15 protein-coding genes are annotated in these 17674 nt (G+C 36.5%); 7 read left to right on the forward strand and 8 right to left on the reverse strand.

Annotation, left to right across the window (positions count from 1 at the left end; translation table 11 throughout):
• Positions 1 to 46: 46 nt before the first annotated feature.
• Positions 47 to 856, reverse strand: coding sequence for a class I SAM-dependent methyltransferase (locus ACFIJK_RS05025; protein ID WP_375626968.1), 810 nt, complete (start codon positions 854 to 856; stop codon positions 47 to 49).
• 252 nt (positions 857 to 1108) lie between these two features.
• Between ACFIJK_RS05025 and ACFIJK_RS05030 the strand changes: the two genes are divergently transcribed.
• The 4 genes from ACFIJK_RS05030 to parE all read left to right on the forward strand — a co-directional run bounded on the left by ACFIJK_RS05030 (position 1109) and on the right by parE (position 5594).
• The gene (locus tag ACFIJK_RS05030) at positions 1109 to 1735 is read left to right on the forward strand and encodes a LemA family protein (protein WP_015856539.1); all 627 of its coding nucleotides are present in this window, start codon (positions 1109 to 1111) and stop codon (positions 1733 to 1735) included.
• The gene (locus ACFIJK_RS05035; protein WP_375626970.1) at positions 1735 to 2586 is read left to right on the forward strand and encodes a TPM domain-containing protein; all 852 of its coding nucleotides are present in this window, start codon (positions 1735 to 1737) and stop codon (positions 2584 to 2586) included. The genes ACFIJK_RS05030 and ACFIJK_RS05035 overlap by 1 nt, the downstream gene beginning before the upstream one ends.
• A gap of 122 nt (positions 2587 to 2708) precedes the next feature.
• Positions 2709 to 3446 (forward strand): lipoyl(octanoyl) transferase LipB, encoded by a 738-nt coding sequence (gene lipB / locus ACFIJK_RS05040; protein ID WP_375626017.1) that lies wholly within the window; start codon positions 2709 to 2711, stop codon positions 3444 to 3446.
• Positions 3447 to 3527: 81 nt separating this feature from the next.
• Positions 3528 to 5594, forward strand: coding sequence for a DNA topoisomerase IV subunit B (gene parE / locus ACFIJK_RS05045; RefSeq protein ID WP_375626972.1), 2067 nt, complete (start codon positions 3528 to 3530; stop codon positions 5592 to 5594).
• Between the two features lie 17 nt (positions 5595 to 5611).
• Here parE and recJ read toward each other — a convergent pair whose 3' ends face one another.
• Positions 5612 to 7396 (reverse strand): single-stranded-DNA-specific exonuclease RecJ, encoded by a 1785-nt coding sequence (recJ, locus tag ACFIJK_RS05050; RefSeq protein ID WP_375626021.1) that lies wholly within the window; start codon positions 7394 to 7396, stop codon positions 5612 to 5614.
• A gap of 296 nt (positions 7397 to 7692) precedes the next feature.
• On the opposite strand from recJ, the gene rplM reads away from it, so the two are divergent.
• Both rplM and rpsI read left to right on the forward strand, forming a co-directional pair.
• Positions 7693 to 8157 (forward strand): 50S ribosomal protein L13, encoded by a 465-nt coding sequence (gene rplM, locus ACFIJK_RS05055; RefSeq protein WP_015856544.1) that lies wholly within the window; start codon positions 7693 to 7695, stop codon positions 8155 to 8157.
• Between the two features lie 2 nt (positions 8158 to 8159).
• Positions 8160 to 8645: a 30S ribosomal protein S9 gene (gene rpsI / locus ACFIJK_RS05060; protein WP_015856545.1), complete on the forward strand. Its 486-nt coding sequence runs from the start codon at positions 8160 to 8162 to the stop codon at positions 8643 to 8645.
• A 232-nt stretch (positions 8646 to 8877) separates the two neighbouring features.
• Here the strand turns inward: rpsI and ACFIJK_RS05065 are convergent, their stop codons facing one another.
• The 6 genes from ACFIJK_RS05065 to ACFIJK_RS05090 all read right to left on the reverse strand — a co-directional run bounded on the left by ACFIJK_RS05065 (position 8878) and on the right by ACFIJK_RS05090 (position 15204).
• On the reverse strand, positions 8878 to 9243 hold the full coding sequence (locus ACFIJK_RS05065; RefSeq protein ID WP_375626023.1) for a response regulator: 366 nt from the start codon (positions 9241 to 9243) through the stop codon (positions 8878 to 8880).
• Between the two features lie 525 nt (positions 9244 to 9768).
• The gene (locus ACFIJK_RS05070) at positions 9769 to 10128 is read right to left on the reverse strand and encodes a hypothetical protein (RefSeq protein WP_375626025.1); all 360 of its coding nucleotides are present in this window, start codon (positions 10126 to 10128) and stop codon (positions 9769 to 9771) included.
• A 707-nt stretch (positions 10129 to 10835) separates the two neighbouring features.
• On the reverse strand, positions 10836 to 11624 hold the full coding sequence (locus ACFIJK_RS05075) for an ABC-2 family transporter protein (RefSeq protein ID WP_375626975.1): 789 nt from the start codon (positions 11622 to 11624) through the stop codon (positions 10836 to 10838).
• Positions 11608 to 12432, reverse strand: a complete 825-nt coding sequence (locus tag ACFIJK_RS05080; protein WP_375626977.1) for an ABC-2 family transporter protein — start codon at positions 12430 to 12432, stop codon at positions 11608 to 11610. The genes ACFIJK_RS05075 and ACFIJK_RS05080 overlap by 17 nt, the downstream gene beginning before the upstream one ends.
• A complete protein-coding gene (locus tag ACFIJK_RS05085) occupies positions 12407 to 13426 on the reverse strand; it encodes an ATP-binding cassette domain-containing protein (RefSeq protein WP_375626979.1) in 1020 nt (339 codons plus the stop codon). Before ACFIJK_RS05085 ends, ACFIJK_RS05080 begins: the two co-directional genes overlap by 26 nt.
• Before the next feature lie 794 nt (positions 13427 to 14220).
• Positions 14221 to 15204 carry an RluA family pseudouridine synthase gene (locus tag ACFIJK_RS05090; protein ID WP_375626982.1) on the reverse strand — a complete coding sequence of 328 codons (984 nt, stop codon included), beginning with the start codon at positions 15202 to 15204 and terminating at the stop codon, positions 14221 to 14223.
• A 237-nt stretch (positions 15205 to 15441) separates the two neighbouring features.
• Between ACFIJK_RS05090 and ACFIJK_RS05095 the strand changes: the two genes are divergently transcribed.
• A complete protein-coding gene (locus tag ACFIJK_RS05095; protein WP_375626984.1) occupies positions 15442 to 17223 on the forward strand; it encodes a glucan ABC transporter ATP-binding protein/ permease in 1782 nt (593 codons plus the stop codon).
• Positions 17224 to 17674 lie beyond the last annotated feature (451 nt).

Genomic DNA, 17674 nt, shown 5'->3' on the forward strand with positions numbered 1-17674 from the left:
CCTACTCTGATGTGCTAAAAGAGCAAAAGTAATCATCGATATCAGATTATCCTGCATACATATAGAGCTCACTTCGATACAAAAGCTCCAAATTACCTTGCACTTCATATTTCTTTGTCAATGCAACCAATTGCCGCAAATATTCTTCCCCATAGCAAGCAATAGCACGTTGCGCTTGCGTTGAAGAGCGGCTCATTCCAATAAAAGCTTCAGATGGGATCATCATCGTCCAATTGTGCGTATGGAAAAAAATCTTTTCTGGATCTACCCCAAAGCCATCACTCATTTCCTGTAAAAAATCAAAATTACGATAATACCGGGAATAGTTCGGACTCATTTTCTCTAACAATGTCTCATAAGCCTCTAGAAATTCACTATGCTTGAAATCACGATTATTTTGAATAACAGCCATGACACCATTGACTCGAAGTTGATCTGAAACAGAACAAAGCAACTTAGGACGATCCATCCACTGAAACGCTTGCGCTGCAATGACAAGATCGACCTCACCAATTTGAGGCAATAGGTCTTCGGCACGCCCCTGATACCACTGCACCGTAGGAAATTTTCTTCGCCCCTTCTTAATCATATCTGCCGATACATCGATAGCATGATATTGGTGCTCATTTCCTAAAAAATTAACAACTCCCTCTAGTGCGATACCTGTCCCAGCCCCCACATCCACAATGGACAAATGCTTTTTGTTCTTAAAAGGATGGAGCATGGTTTTAAATAAAGTGAGGGGGTAGCGAGGACGATAACGATCATAATCATTAGCCAATCCATCAAACTTTTCACTTTGCCGTTGAACACTTTCTATCACAGGATTTTCCCCTTTCCCAATTATTATATGCATGTTTTGAAACAAAAATACTATAAAAATAATATATTTTCCTGTAATAATAATTTATATGAATATCATTGATCTTTTATAAGATGACCTCTATATTACCGCTATTATTTTAATATCAACAAGTCACTTAAGCGTTCCTAAAACGCATAGAGGTGTCAGTTTATTGATAAATATGCCTGTTGATAAAATTCAAAATACTTTCCAGCAAGAAGATAAACCCTATATAATACATAAAATATCTGTGGAGAGATCTTTATGTTAAATGTACAAACTTCTTCAATGTTTAAAATATTAAAACAATTTTCAATCGTGATTTTTTTGGCATGGTTAGTGCCATTTTTAAGTGGGTGCGGATTTAATACGATACCAACAAATGAAGAAAAAGCACATGCAGCATGGAGTGAAGTGCTCAATCAATATCAACGTCGTACAGATCTCATCCCCAATCTTGTAGAAACAGTTAAAGCTTACGCAGCTCATGAACAAAGCGTTTTCACAAATGTAATTGAGGCACGTGCCAAAGCAACGCAAGTCAACATTAATGCAGATATGTTGAATAATCCAGAAGTTATGCAGCAATATCTCAAAAATCAAGCAAATTTATCAAGTGCCCTTTCGCGGCTTATGGCTGTTGTCGAAAACTATCCGGATCTTAAAGCAAACCAGAACTTTCTTGCTCTTCAATCACAATTAGAAGGAACAGAAAACCGAATTTCCGTTGCGCGCCGCGATTATATTGAAACAGTACGTGCTTACAATACTGCTCTCAAAACAATGCCGACGATGATTTGGGCAAAGCTATGGTTTCGTGATGCTAAACCTATGCCTACTTTTACCATCGATACTGATAGCCAACAAACACCAAAGGTTAATTTTAATTAATGAAAATATTTCAACACTCTATACAACGTCGTATTTTTCTACGTTTATGGGTTCCTTTGAGTATTCTATATTTGATCATTGCATTGGGGAATGTCACTTACGCACACACTAAGTTTCCTCCCTTAACCGGCTATATCAACGATATGGCTCATTTACTTGATCATGCAACACAAAGAAATTTAACGGAAAAGCTAGCTACACTCGAAGAGAAAACGGGAGATCAAATCGTTCTTGTGACGCTCCCTACTCTTTCGGGCAATGATATAGAGACATACAGCAATTCTCTTTTTCGTACATGGAGATTAGGTCAAAAACAAATCAATAACGGCATATTAATCGTCATTGCACCAAATGAACGCAAAGCACGTATTGAGGTAGGCTACGGTCTGGAAGGAGAACTAACAGATGCCATTTCCTCTGTCATTATTAATAGCTTCATGATTCCTAATTTTCGTGAAGGAAATTATCAAAAAGGAATTGTCGAATCCGTTCACGCAATTATCAAAGTGATCACACAAAGTGATGCTGATTTTTCTTTTCGAATCAATCAAAAAGCTAAAGCTGTTGAAGAACAACGCAAACAAGCTGAAAAAGAAGAAATGATTACAAATACAATCACGTTTCTCATTCTCTTTATAGTCATTTGTTTGCCCATTCTTGCTATGATTTTTGGTAAAAAAATAGGTCCACGAAAGTATCTTTGGCTGGGTATTGTCTTCACACCTTGGTTTTTAAACTTAAATGCGAGCGGTAGAGGTTCTGGTGGAATCTTTGGCGGACCTTCAGGGAGAGGAGGATTCAGAGGTGGTGGTGGATCATCAGGTGGTGGCGGTGCAACAGGAAGATGGTAAAACGAGCATAACGATTTTTTTAATAAAATTCATTGCACTTCTTATAAACTATCTCTTAATCCTGTTCTTTTTTTATTTTTCTGATTATAATACAAACTCGAACATCAAGATAAATATTACCAATGACATTTGAATTAAAACATACGGATCGTAATAACTTATCATATCATTTTAATGCAATTCTAGGAAATCCACCCGTTGAATGGAAGATAAGTAATCATCTAGTTGAGTATCCTGAAGCTCTGCGTTATATGCAAGAACGTGTAGAAAAAATTCTTGCAAAAACCGCGCATGAACAGGTTTGGCTTCTTGAGCACCCTTCCCTTTATACAGCAGGGACGAGTGCAAATAAAAAAGATCTTTTGGCGCCTAATTTATTCCCTGTTTATGAAGCAGGACGTGGAGGCGAATTCACATATCACGGTCCAGGGCAGCGTATTGCTTATATCATGCTTGATCTTAAACGCCGAAAACAAGACATTCGTGCTTTTATTAGTGCATTAGAAGAATGGATCATACAGATGCTTGCAAACTTTAATATTAAAGGCGAACGGAGAGAAGATCGAGTTGGTGTCTGGGTTAAACAGTCTCATTGCCCATCAAAACAAAATGATCTTTCTTCCGAAGATAAAATTGCAGCTATTGGCATTCGAGTGCGCAAATGGATAAGTTTTCATGGAGTTTCTATCAATGTTAATCCTAATTTAGCCCATTATTCAGGAATTGTTCCTTGTGGAATTAAAAACCACGGTGTAACAAGCTTTCTGGATCTAGGTTACCCTGTAACAATGCATGATATTGATATTGCTCTCAAACACGCCTTTGAACAAATTTTCGGTCCAACAATTGATGTTTCCTAAGTGCATTGATTTTTAAATAAAAAACAGGCATAAAATCGTTTTAATAAATATTTTATTTTATGAGGTAGATAGTTAAACGCTATGAGCGATAACAAAAAGGATCTTTTTAGTGTTTTAAATAAAGCCCCATCTCGGGTAAATACAAAAGAAAACACTCTGCAGTCTCCAATGAAATCAAAAGCGATGATTTCAAAAAAAAGCGCAAAAGATACGCAAGAAGATGACTATAATGCCCTCTCTATTCGAGTGCTTGAGGGTTTAGAGCCCGTACGTTTACGCCCTGGAATGTATATTGGTGGAACAGACAGTAAAGCGCTTCATCATTTATTTGCCGAAATTATTGATAACGCGATGGATGAAGCTGTTGCGGGTTATGCAGATTTTATTGAGGTCTCATTAGATAGGAACGGTTATATAACCGTTACAGATAATGGACGTGGTATTCCTGTCGAAAATCATCCTCAAATGCCTGAGAAATCTACTCTTGAAGTTATTATGACACAACTCCACTCAGGGGGAAAATTTGATGGAAAGGCTTATCAAACTGCAGGTGGACTTCATGGGGTAGGGATTTCTGTTGTCAATGCTCTTTCTGATGATATGGAAGTTGAAGTTGCACGAGAACGAAAACTTTACCGCCAACGTTTCTCACGCGGCATTCCTCAATCTGGATTGGAAGATCTGGGAGATGTTTATAATCGTCGTGGTACGCGCGTTCGTTTTCATCCTGATCGTGAAATTTTTGGTGAAAACGCAGCTTTTGATCCAGAAAAAATCTATAAGATGGCATGCTCCAAAGCTTATCTTTTTGGTGGCGTAAAAATTCGCTGGACTTGTGATCCCGTCATACTTGAAGGCGCAGAAAATATTCCTGAAAAAGCTGTTTTTCATTTCCCCAATGGGCTTAAAGACTATTTACTCTCGTCACTAAAAGATGAATATCGAGTAACATCAGAAATTTTTTCTGGCAAAACACAACAAAATAATGGCCATGGCTCCGTTGAATGGGCTATCGCTTGGCATGGTGGTGATTCTTGTGTGCAATCTTACTGCAATACGATTCCTACAGGAGAAGGCGGAACACACGAAATAGGATTACGTCAAGCTCTTTTGCGTGGATTGAAATCCTACGCTGAGTTAATAGGAAACAAGCGCGCAACAATTATTACGTCTGACGATATTATGATTTCAACAGCCGCAATACTTTCAGTCTTTATCAGTAACCCTGAATTTGTTGGACAAACAAAAGATCGATTAGCGACCATTGAAGCACAGCGTATCGTTGAGAATGCAATCCGCGATCCTTTTGATCATTGGTTAGCAAATTCCCCGCAAGAAGCAACAAAACTTCTCGATTGGGTTATTGAACGTGCTGAAGAACGTGTTAGACGACGCCAAGATAGAGAAATAAGTCGAAAAACTGCTGTCCGTAAATTACGTCTGCCCGGTAAACTTGCAGATTGTAGCCAGAACCATGCTGTGGGTGCTGAACTATTCATTGTTGAAGGGGATTCTGCAGGAGGATCTGCTAAACAAGCAAGAAATAGAGCAAACCAAGCAATTTTACCTCTTCGTGGTAAAATCTTAAATGTCGCCAGTGCTGCACATGAAAAAATGAACTCAAGCCAAACAATTAGCGATCTTATCCTTGCTCTTGGATGTGGAACACGCTCCAAGTATCGTGAAAAAGATCTCAGATATGAACGTATTATCATCATGACAGATGCTGATGTTGATGGTGCTCATATTGCGTCACTGCTCATTACCTTCTTCTTTCAAGAAATGCCTGACCTTATTCATCAGGGACATTTATATCTCGCCGTCCCTCCCCTTTATAGAATATCGCAAGGAGGAAAAGTTGCTTATGCTCGTGACGACATTCACAAGGATGAATTGCTCAAAACTGAATTTACTGGAAAAGCTAAAATCGAAATCGGGCGTTTTAAAGGGCTGGGTGAAATGCGCGCGGAACAACTTAAAGAAACGACTATGCATCCTCAAAAACGTACATTGCTTCGTGTTTCTATTGATGCCGTGGAAATGCAAGAAACGAAAAAGACTGTAGAAAGTCTCATGGGAACAAAACCAGAAGCACGATTTCGTTTCATACAAGAAAATTCTACTTTTGCTTCTAATCTAGACATCTAATGTAAAAAATATCCCTTTCAAACCACTGCGGCTGCGTCAATCACACGCAGTTGCGGATTGGTCGTTCCATTCCAATAATTCAAACTAAGATGACCAGCTAAATGAATCATTTCACCAATATTTTCAAAAAGAAAATCACCAAGAGATGTCCCTACAGCACGAAAAGCTATTCCTTGCAGTTTTTTTCCTTCAACATTAGATACAATGAGGCGAAGATGTCCTTTACCAACTTCAGATAGATTCACCAATCGATGAGAGGGAAGAACAAAAACAGGCGTTGCATTCCCTGTCCCAAATGGCCCTGCTTTTTCAAGCAACTCAAACAGCGCTTCATTAACACCAGAAGCAGAAAGAGAACCATCTATACTAAGAGACTTTTTAGCATGCAACTCAGAAACCCTTAAAGAAACTTTTTCTTCTAGCCATTTTCGAAAGATTTCAATTTTTGTTGATTGAATTGTAATTCCTGCGGCCATACTATGTCCCCCTCCCTTTTCTAATAAATTTAATGTAACAGCTTCACGAACGAGTGCTCCTAAATCTATACCATTAATTGAGCGTCCCGACCCTACGCCATTTCCATCTTCTTTCAAAGCAATAGCAAAAACAGGACAAAAAAAACGCTCTTTGAGACGGGAAGCAAGAATACCAATAATTCCCGGATGCCATTCTTTATGAGAAATTACAAGTGACAAGGGTATTTCTTGATCTTGATAAAGAGAAGCAATGTAAGATTCCGCTTGTGCTAATTGAATGTTCTCCATTTCTTGGCGTTCTTGATTAAGCTGATCTAATTGTTCTGCTATTCTGTCCGCTTCATCTTTATTCTCACAGCTAAGCAAACGTGCTCCCAAAGCTTGATCACCAATGCGCCCTCCTGCATTAATTCTAGGGCCTAACAAAAAACCTAAATGAAAACTATTAAGCGGCTCCCCTATTCGTGCAACCTTTGTTAAAGCTGTTATTCCTGGATTATGCATAGAACGAGCAACTTGAAGCCCTTTTATCACAAAAGCACGATTAACCCCCTGTAATGGGACGACATCACATATGGTTGCCAATGCAACAAGATCAAGCAGACTTAAAAGATCAGGCAGCTGCCCTTGGAATTGTTTTTTCCGCAGTAAATGATGAACCCAAGCTAACGTAACAAAAACAACGCCCGCTGCACATAAATGCCCCTGTTTAGAAAAATCATCAGGGCGATTAGGATTGACAAGAGCAACGGCTTCTTGATGAATCTCTGACATTTGATGATGATCTAAAATCACAACATCAGCACCAGCAAGCCTCGCTGCTTTTACCGCATCTGGACTGTTTGCGCCACAATCAACAGTGATAATTAACCGAGCACCTTCTTGCACAAGCATCCTCATTGCTTGTTCATTCGGACCATAGCCTTCAACAATACGATCAGGAATATAAATTTTGACTTCAATACCAAAATAACGAAAAAAACGCGCTATGAGTGCCGAAGAACAAGCACCATCAACATCATAATCACCAAAAACAGCAACCTGTTCTTGATTGAGAAGAGCCTTAACAATGCGCTCTGCAGCGCATTGCATATCCCTAAAACTTTCTGGATCAGGCATAAGCGTACGTAATGTTGGATTAATAAAAGCAACAGCCTCAGCTTCATCCACATCTCTTGCTGAAAGTACTCGAGCTAACTGATCTGGAAAACCAAATTTTTGAGAAATAGCACGCGCATTATTTATCCCTTTGACATCAAGGGCATCTAACCAAGCTTGACCACAAGCAGAAGATTCAACATTGAGAAAGTAACGAGACCACTGCATTATTGCTCATTTTATAATGGAGAACGATAAAATACAATCATACGTTAAAGATAAAATAGTCTTTTGCAACATTCATTTTAAGTTTAAATTGTCCACAAACTTCTTTTAATGAGGTATTATAATACCTTTATTATAACATGTTGTTTTATAAAGTTTTTATTTTCTCTTGACGTCAATCAAAAGACATTATATCAGAGCAAGGTGTATGCGTTAAATATTTCGCTATGGTAACAATTTTCAACGCAAAACAGTAAAAATTCCCTTATATTAAAAGGGTTCTAATAAAGGATACTTCTATGGCAACTTTTTCACAAAAGCCAACTGAAGTGGTGAAAAAATGGGTTATTATTGACGCAGAAAACCTTGTTTTAGGTCGTCTTGCCACATTTGTTGCTAACCGCTTACGTGGCAAACATAAAGCTACATTTACTCCACATGTTGATGATGGTGACAACGTTATTGTCATTAATGCAGATAAAATAGCTCTCACTGGCAAAAAATATACGGATAAAAAATATTATTGGCATACCGGCTATATTGGTGGAATCAAACAACGTACAGCACGTCAACTTCTTGAGGGGCGTTTTCCCGAACGCGTTATTGAAAAAGCGGTAGAGCGCATGATTCCTCGTGGTCCCCTTGGTCGCCGTCAATTGAAGAATCTACGTGTTTACGCCGGAAGCCAACATCCACATGAAGCACAACAGCCTGAATCTCTTGACGTTGGTGCTTTAAACCGCAAAAACAAAAGGATTGCTTGATTATGGCTGAAATTAATTCTCTTTCTGAGCTTAGCATAGTAACAAGTATTACAGAAACACATGAAAATGTTGTTCCTGTCCACGTGCAAAAGCTTGATTCACAAGGACGTGCTTATGCAACAGGAAAGCGTAAAGACGCTGTTGCACGCGTATGGATTAAACCAGGTTCTGGAAAAATCACGATCAATAATAAGGAATTTGACAAATATTTTGCTCGTCCTGTTCTTAGAATGATTCTTCGTCAACCAATTGTTGCAACAAACAGGGATACCCAGTTTGATATTATTGCAACCGTTGCAGGTGGTGGTCTTTCCGGACAAGCCGGTGCAGTGCGCCATGGCATTTCCAAAGCTTTAACGTATTACGAACCAGAACTTCGCTCAATCTTGAAAAAAGGTGGTTTTCTTACCCGTGATAGTCGTGTTGTTGAACGTAAAAAATACGGTAAAGCAAAAGCACGTCGTTCTTTCCAATTCTCAAAGCGTTAATTTCAATTTTTGTACAATGCATAAAGCCTCGGACAAAAACGGGGCTTTTTTTAACTGCTAAAACAGACCTTTCGTAGAGACAAATTTATATCTGTTAGAAGAAAACAAGAATGCAAAACAACAGATTCTCCTTAAACAAGAACTAAAAAAGTAGATCAAAAAATATCTGTAATATAACTTTAGTTATCTCATAAGCTTTTCAATGTCTTTTTCTATCATTACTTAACAAGATTTAGTCCAAGAAATGCTTTACCATTGTGATAAAATGCGGGACAGAAATAGGTTTTGACATATATTCCTCACATCCACTGGCACGAATTCGCTCTTCATCCCCTTTCATAGCAAAGGCTGTTACAGCAACAACGGGAATCGATCTTAGTTCTTCATCTCCTTTTAATTGTTTAATAACATCTATTCCAGAGACCTCTGGCAACTGGATATCCACAAGGATAAGAGATGGCATTGATGAACGCGCCAAATCTAATGCCATAAGACCATTACGCGTTTCAACGGTTTCATAACCACTCGCTTCTACAAGATCACGGAATAACTTCATATTAAGCTCATTATCTTCCACGATCATGACTTTTTTTGACATTCGTATAACTCCACCCTTCTCAGATAAAATAGAGAAATAGAAATGAATCCACATTCTCTTTGCTTAAAATAAAATGATAAAAAAAATTGTAAACCACAAAGAGACTAGAAGCTTCCAATAAAAGCTTTTTACGCAAACATTTATAATACTCATCACTATGCTTTTTCATTTCATAAGAATGAAACCCACAAATAGTCGTAAGATTGTGATCCCCTGTATTTTTTGAGTTGATATGCAAAGTTCATGGATATCTCAATTAATACATTCGCATCATAAAAAAATATCAACCACAAACTTAGCTCAAATGTGTATTTTGAAGAGGGAAAAATTTAAGTAACCTTTAAAATAGCTGATTAGTTAAATTTAATGTGCCATATATTGCCTTACCCAAAAAAATATCTTAAGGATAAACTAATCAACATCATTAAGAGTAAAATATAACTAAACCATGATTAAATATCACGGTTTAGTTATATGAAATATTCAACAAAAGAATAATTCAAAGTTAATCAAGTACAATATCTTTTAATTCAAAGCCCATGCACTATGAGCAAAAGCATCGAATGTTCTTCCACCTGTCTCTCTGCTAGGACTCGGTGGCTTTCTAGTAAAGAAATATACAAGATATGCGATTAAACCAAAAATCGCTGCCTCCATCCCCATTAAACCCGCGACTTTTTGGACATTTTTCTCAGCCCCTTGTCCTCCAAATTGGCTAATAATCATATCAACAGCTTTAATAACTCTATTTTCCTGTGTCATTACAGAAATGAAACCAGCATTTTGAAATCTACCATTTAAAGAATCGGCATTGGCTCCTAAAACCTGTGAAAAGAAAATAGCGACTGCAACCACACATACTATACAATGCTTAAATATTTTCATCATAACCACCTATTACAATGTTTAATAAAATAAATTTTTCTTTACCCCCCTCTAAATATAAAACATTACATCATCTATCGATAACGTATATTTATCTTCTTATAATAAAAATATAATACAAAACTTTAATTAATAATTTTATTTTAATTGCTATTTTTATATTATATTATATCCGTTACATATTTATCTTAAGTTTGTCAATTGTTTTATTTGTGTTTTTATATTATACAATTTAATGCTAAAATGTATTAAATTAGAATTATTTTATTGTTTTTATTATAATTTTAGCTTTATTATCATAAATATTACTATGTTATTACATTATAAAAATATTAATGTGTTGTTTTTTAGTTACACATATTATTTTTATTTTTTTGTATAGTACAGTAAGATAAATATTTTTAAAATTTACAAAAAACAAAAAAATACTTTATTGAAATATTCTGATAAAATTATTTTGCATTATTATAAATTGAGAAGAAATAGCTGTCCCAGTAAAAAAAATAGCGTAAACTCCAGCTTAGCTCTTTGATTGAAAAAGCTAAATCAGATACAATAAGAGATAACTTTTGGTGAACGCGCCAAATCTAATGCCATAAGGACATTACACATTTCAACGATTTCACAGCCACTCGTTTCTACAAGAACGCGGAATAATTTTAATAAAGTTCATTGTCTTCCACGATTATAACTTTCTGACTTTTATATCATCCCCCTAATCCATTAAATTTACGCATTGTTTTCTTATAACTCATGAAAGTCATGGCAATAAAAAGAAAAGCGCTCAACAGAAGATATCCAATATTCCATTCGCCTTTACCAAATAACAATGACACAGGCAAGGAAGCAGAAAAAGCCATAGGAAGCATAAACAAAAGCCATTTTACGATGCTTAAAGGATAAATTCCTATTGGTACAAATGAAAGCTCGTAAATCATTTCATGAAAATATTCGACAGGCATCTTACGGCTAATAATAAATGTTACAAAATTAAACATCATGAAAAAACAAATATTGACGATAAAAACACAAAATATTGCAACAATAAAAGAGATCCATCTTAGCTTAAGATCGGATATATTCGGTAATGATACAAATAAATAGGCACTAACATAAAGAACAAAGAGCTTGATCAGATTAAGAGGTTTACACCAACCAAACAACATCAACAACCAAATTGAAACGGGCTTTATCAAGTATGGTTCAATTTTACCATCCGCTACTTTTTCAAAAAATTTTTCAATAGAATTAGTAAAAATATTCCAAAATATTCCAAGTAAAACAAAGACAACAAAGATAAAATGGATTTCATCTCTGCTATAGTTACCGATCTTTCCTGAAAAAGAAGATATTCTATCAATAAATATGAATTGAATAAAATAATAGCATAGAGAAAGAATAAACTCCCCAGCCAAATTCTTACCATAAACAATCTGTCGGCGGATATTCAAACTGATAAAATGAAGGATTATTTTCATCTCAACCACCCGCTCCATTATATGCTTTCATCCCTTTATTCCAAGCAATATAAATTAAGAATAAAAAACACAAAATATAAGTAAAACTTCCGAAAATAAACTGCTGAAACAACGCTAAATTTTGCGTCGCAAAAAACTCGGCAGGAGCTGAGATCACGAAACGATAAGGATTAAATTGCATGAGCGGAATAAGCCACACCGGCCAAAAAGATGGTGGTAAAAGCCCCCCCCCAAGAAGCGCTGAACTAAGAATACTGAAAGAGAGTAATATATTGTACTCAATCACCCAAAAGCTTAATAAGGCAATTCCAAAAGAGAGTAAAAAACAAAGCAATTGTGATAGAATAACAATGAGAAAAAAGAATAGAAAAGCGATGACCAATCCCAGAATGTTTTCATAGGATGAAACAAGCTTAACAACAAAAAGAGCCAATAACGGGATGCTATATAATACACTCTCCCCTAAAAAAGTAAAAAGCATTTGTGTCATATAACTGAAGGGCTTTGTAAGATATACTTCTAATTGACCTTCTTTAACATGATGAGAGAAAAACTTAATCACATTATAACCATTATTTAAGCGTCCTAGGACTAAAGAAAAAGCATAATAATACATCATATCATGAAAGCTAAAGCCATTTATGGTGTTGCCCATATCAGAGAAAAGTGCATTCCATAATAGAAATTGAATAACAAATGGCGAAAGTGTTCCAATGATAATGTCGGTAAAAAACATTGCTCTATCACTTAGAACAGTGAGTAATCCATTCTTGGCAAAAAGAAACATGCCAAAGCAGTGGTTAGATAAATTCTTTAAATTTAACACGGAGCATCTCTTCAAGCGAGGGAGTGGATACAGAGAACGTACAGTTCAATTCGGTTGTAATTTCGCGTACAAAATGCGCAAAATCCTCACGAGGCAGCGAAATCTCCAGCGAGCATTCTTCAGTGTTAAAGTGCTTATCCTTTAAAGGAGTAGATAATTTCAACGCAATCTCATCAATTTTTTCTACAACAGTTGAAGGTGCAGCCAAGTGTTCACAAAAAAGTGTCATTCTCACCAAAGAAGGAATGACATTTTTAAGCGCCTGAAGATTGCCATGAAACTGTTTCTTTCCCTTATGCAAGAGAATAATATCATCGACGTATCCATCAATATCTCCCATATCATGACTCGTGATGATATACCCAGTGCCGCGCTCCCTTTTCAGTTTTTTAAGAAGCTCCCTGATTTCATGCTTAGATGTAATATCAAGACCAATACTTGGCTCATCGAGAAACAACAGTTTAGGTCTAAAGGAGAGATTAAATGCCAATTCACTTTTCACTCTCTCACCCAGACTAAGCATCCGCACTGGCTTATCCATAATATGCTCAAGACCCAGCAACTCAGTGATCTCTTTAAGATCACGAGTAAAAGAAGCGCGTTCAAGACCATATAATGGTTGAACCATATCCAGACTGTAGCGTAAAGGTAAATCCCACCACAAACAATTCTTGTGACCAAAGACCACACCCAAAGACTTGAATAGATCTTTCTTCGCTTTATAAGGATCAACACCAAGGACTTTAATACATCCCTCATCAGCATGTTGTATACCAGAAAGTATTTTAATCAGTGTTGATTTACCCGCTCCGTTAGGGCCAAGAATTGCTAATGATTGCCCTAAAAAGAGAGTGAAACTCATATCTTTTAACACATGATGATTTGTATAAACCGGCTTGAAGAGAGAAACCACCTTGTTTTTAAAACCAATTCCTCTGTCAATGTTGCGATATATTTTTGAGACGTTATTAACGTCAATCAATAATGATCCCATCCGTCACTCCTAATTTCAACTTATCTCCCCTTTGAATGTTCCCATAATAAATATCTGTTTTGTTCACTAAAAAAAACAAAAGTGTTCAAGCCCTCCTTAGAGCAATAAAACGCGCCTGACGTTTTATCTCCAATTTTTTGTATAGATATTTTTCAATGTGATGAGTTCACTTCAATGAAGCATTAAGATACTAAAAACTTATTTCTTCTTTTATGAAAGATAATCTTTTGAATAAACTAAGTAAGTAGAAAAATAATTGCTCATTGAAAGGAGAACTTTTCTCATAAACCTTCATTGTATAAGCAAAGATACAAAGCATAAATCTATACTATAAGCCTATCAAATCACTTTGATAACAGAACAAACTTCCTTGACACCAGGAATTTTTTGAGAGGCTACTTTTCCTCAGCATTACTATAAAATGCCTCAATTATCTCCCATGAAAAAATTAAAATCGCCTTCACTATTTTAGTAAATATCTTTCAGATTTTATCTAACTCATCTCCCTCAACAGACACGCCTCCCCAATATATGACCTCTATAGATAATTCAAAGGAGCAGCTTCACCAGCTCAGATTATTAAATAACACACCATATCCAAAAATAACAATACAATCAATATGGATAAAGAGCTGTAGAAAAAAAGCCATGATATTCGAAAATTTCATCACTCAAAAACACAATTTTCTCATAGCAATTTACTTATCAAAAACTTTCTTCAAATGATGCCCTATTCATCTTATAAAATTTATAGACAAAATTTATATCAATCAAAAAGAACAAATGAAGTTTTTTTAGTCGGTTTCAGCATCACTCTCATTAAAAGACAAAAGATTAAAACTTTGGACCATATGAGGCGGTAAAGGTGCAACAATATCCAATATTCCTCCTGAAGGATGAGGAATACGAATACGACGTGCATGAAGATGAAGACGGTTTTGAATTCCTCCTGGTAATGTCCAATTACTATCAGAAAAAAAATACTTTGTATCGCCAATGATAGGATGATCCACATGGGCAGCATGCACACGAAGCTGATGTGTTCTCCCTGTATAGGGTTCCATTTCAAGCCACGAAAGAGCCCGCCCTCGCGTGTCTAAAACGCGATAGTAGGAAACCGCATGATGTGAATCTGGTTCCCCATGTTCACAAACACGCATTTTGTCACCTTGTGCAGTCATTTCCTTAACCATCCACGTTGAAATTTTGTCCTGCTTTTTTTTAGGCACGCCCCGAACCAACGCCCAATAAGTCTTTTTTGTTTCTCGCGCTCTAAAAGCAGCTGTTAAGGACTGAGCAGCTCCCCTTGATCGCGCAACAATAAGCACCCCCGACGTCTCACGATCAAGACGATGAACCAAACGCGGCTTTTCACCTTTTTTATTGCGCCATACCTCAAGCATACTATCCATATGACGTGTTAAACCAGAGCCTCCTTGTACAGCCAACCCAGCTGGTTTATTAAAAACAAATACCTTTGGATCTTCATAAAGCAGCATTTTTTTCAAAACGGTTTCATCATCCTGCCCACGAAGTGTTTTATCCGTTATTGAAAGATTTTCCTTGTCATTAATAGGGAGAGGTGGAATACGAACAGCTTGCCCCATACAAAGACGCGTATCAGCTTTAACACGTCCACCATCAACCCGTATCTGACCAGAACGCAACAATTTTTGCAAAGCTCCAAAACCAAGCCCAGGGTAATGCACTTTAAACCAGCGGTCCAAGCGCATTCCATTTTCATCTGCCTCAACTTTTTTTATTTCTACGCCTGCCATGAAAATTCCCTTACCTGATAATTTTCTCTGCCCAATATTTTTTACCTGATAATTTTATTGATCTATTTTTGCGCCTTTATAAACACAAAAATTGATATTTTAGTTGGCTTTATCACACCATATTACAGTTAGTATCCAAAATTGCCTTTTCTTAACGTCCAAATTTTATTAGCTAAAAACTAAGCGTAGTAAAAATCAACAACCTTTACGCTTAATAGCGAATGGAGATAATTAACCGTGTCCTTATTCAAAACCTATGCACGTGTTCTCACTTACCTAAATAGAGAAAAAAATGCATCCCTTTTAATCTGTACCGCTAATGTTATGTTAGCTATTATCACTATTGCAGAACCTATTTTATTCGGACGTGTTATTGATTCTATTTCAGAAAAATCAGCTATCATTCCTACTCTTACCCTTTGGGTTTGTTTTGGACTTTCACATATTATTGCTTATGTCCTTGTTGCTCGCGGTGCTGACCGCTTAGCCCATAGACGCCGCTTAACGGTTTTAACGGAATCTTTCGAACGTATCATTGCCATGCCTTTAATTTGGCATCAACAACGCGGAACTTCCAACGCACTCCATACACTTTTGCGCGCAATAGATTCCATGTCAACCATATGGCTTGATTTTATGCGCCAACACCTCTCAACGCTTGTCGCTTTATTGGTTCTCATCCCCATAGCGTTTAATATGAATTGGCGTCTTTCAATAGTCTTGGTTGTGCTTGCCATCATCTACGTATTAATTGCACGTTTAGTGATGCGAAAAACAAAAGACGGACAAGCCGCTGTAGAATCCTACCACCACAACCTTTTTAAACATGTCAGTGATTCAATCTCTAATGTTTCCATTGTACAAAGTTATAACCGAATAAAAGAAGAAACTTCTATACTGCATCAACATACAAATGCTCTGCTTAAAGCACAAAATCCTGTTCTTAATTGGTGGGCGCTTGCCAGTGGCTTAAATCGAATGGCTTCAACAATTTCAATCGTTTGTGTTCTTCTCCTTGGAGCTTTTTTTGTTGCAAAAGGTCAATTACGAGTAGGTGAAATCGTTGCTTTTGTTGGATTTGCACAACTCATGATTAGTCGTCTAGACCAAATGAGCAATTTCATTAATTGTGCAATATCCTCACAAGCAAAACTGCAAGAATTTTTTGAAATGGAAGACTCAACCTTTCATACCAACGAACCACAAAATCTTCCTTCCCTCCAAAATGTTAAAGGCGCCATCCAATTTCATCACGTGACCTATAAATTTCCAAATTCTTCTCAAGGCGTTTTTGATATTTCCTTTGAGGTTAAAGCAGGACAAACTGTTGCGATTGTAGGACCAACAGGGGCTGGGAAGACAACATTGATCAATCTGTTGCAGCGCGTATACGACCCTACCATTGGGCATATCTCCATTGATGGAATAAATATATGCTCGATCAATCGCGAATCTTTACGCAAGTCTCTAGCAACAGTATTTCAAGACTCAGGTCTTTTCAACCGCACTATTTATGACAATATTTCAATAGGAAAAGCGAGCGCAAAGAATGAAGAACTTTATGAAGCAGCAAAAATAGCAGAAGCTCACGATTTTATTCTAAAAAAAGCTGATTGTTATAACACAATGGTGGGCGAACGAGGATCTCAATTATCAGGTGGAGAAAAACAGCGACTAGCAATTGCACGCGCTGTTTTAAAAAATGCCCCTATTCTCATTCTAGATGAAGCAACAAGCGCTCTTGATGTTGAAACAGAAGCACGTGTCAAAGATGCTCTCGATTGCATACGCCATAACCGCACTACTTTTATTATAGCACATCGCCTCTCAACAGTACGCAATGTTGATGTGATACTCTTTCTGGAACATGGTTACTTAATGGAAAAAGGAAACTTTCAAGAATTGATCGATAAAGGAGGACGTTTCTCTAATTTTTTAAAGGCAAGTGGTTTAACAATCAAACAACCAGAAAGAGAAGGAGAAAATGTTATCCCCTTACATGAAGCCATAGCTTCATAAAAACGATACTCTTCATAGATCTTATGCAAAAAATCCTCCTCAATATAATAAGAGTGCTTATATGATACAAGTAAAAAGATTTCTAAAAATGCCACAATCCATTTTAGGTATTTAAAACAAATATTAAAACAGTTTAGTATTTTCTCTGCTATTGTAATTTTACTAGATTGGAACAAAAATATTTTCCTATATCTGTGCATATTGACGAGTATACATTCTCATTTAGGGAAAATATAAAGATATAAAGGTAAAAAAAATTTCCAGTTTTACCCTCTTCTTTCAACTCAGCTTTACGAATTTCAAAAGGAACTAAAGCAATATCTTTTTAATAATGAATATTATTGTATTGCTTTGCACTTTTGTTTATCTTGTTCTTTATGGTCCTCTCATAAAGAACAGAACGTCATTGTTTTGCACATTCATATGGCTTTTTTAAGAAACATTTCTCAAT

Source organism: Bartonella sp. PS17NMGDW, assembly GCF_042193555.1.
Lineage (GTDB): Bacteria > Pseudomonadota > Alphaproteobacteria > Rhizobiales > Rhizobiaceae > Bartonella > Bartonella grahamii.

Coding starts and splice junctions, on each gene's coding strand:
- ACFIJK_RS05025 (WP_375626968.1), bottom strand. CDS start 856: ATGCATATAATAATTGGGAAAGGGGAAAATCCTGTGATAGAAAGTGTT.
- ACFIJK_RS05030 (WP_015856539.1), top strand. CDS start 1,109: ATGTTAAATGTACAAACTTCTTCAATGTTTAAAATATTAAAACAATTT.
- ACFIJK_RS05035 (WP_375626970.1), top strand. CDS start 1,735: ATGAAAATATTTCAACACTCTATACAACGTCGTATTTTTCTACGTTTA.
- lipB (WP_375626017.1), top strand. CDS start 2,709: ATGACATTTGAATTAAAACATACGGATCGTAATAACTTATCATATCAT.
- parE (WP_375626972.1), top strand. CDS start 3,528: ATGAGCGATAACAAAAAGGATCTTTTTAGTGTTTTAAATAAAGCCCCA.
- recJ (WP_375626021.1), bottom strand. CDS start 7,396: ATGCAGTGGTCTCGTTACTTTCTCAATGTTGAATCTTCTGCTTGTGGT.
- rplM (WP_015856544.1), top strand. CDS start 7,693: ATGGCAACTTTTTCACAAAAGCCAACTGAAGTGGTGAAAAAATGGGTT.
- rpsI (WP_015856545.1), top strand. CDS start 8,160: ATGGCTGAAATTAATTCTCTTTCTGAGCTTAGCATAGTAACAAGTATT.
- ACFIJK_RS05065 (WP_375626023.1), bottom strand. CDS start 9,243: ATGTCAAAAAAAGTCATGATCGTGGAAGATAATGAGCTTAATATGAAG.
- ACFIJK_RS05070 (WP_375626025.1), bottom strand. CDS start 10,128: ATGAAAATATTTAAGCATTGTATAGTATGTGTGGTTGCAGTCGCTATT.
- ACFIJK_RS05075 (WP_375626975.1), bottom strand. CDS start 11,624: ATGGAGCGGGTGGTTGAGATGAAAATAATCCTTCATTTTATCAGTTTG.
- ACFIJK_RS05085 (WP_375626979.1), bottom strand. CDS start 13,426: ATGGGATCATTATTGATTGACGTTAATAACGTCTCAAAAATATATCGC.
- ACFIJK_RS05090 (WP_375626982.1), bottom strand. CDS start 15,204: ATGGCAGGCGTAGAAATAAAAAAAGTTGAGGCAGATGAAAATGGAATG.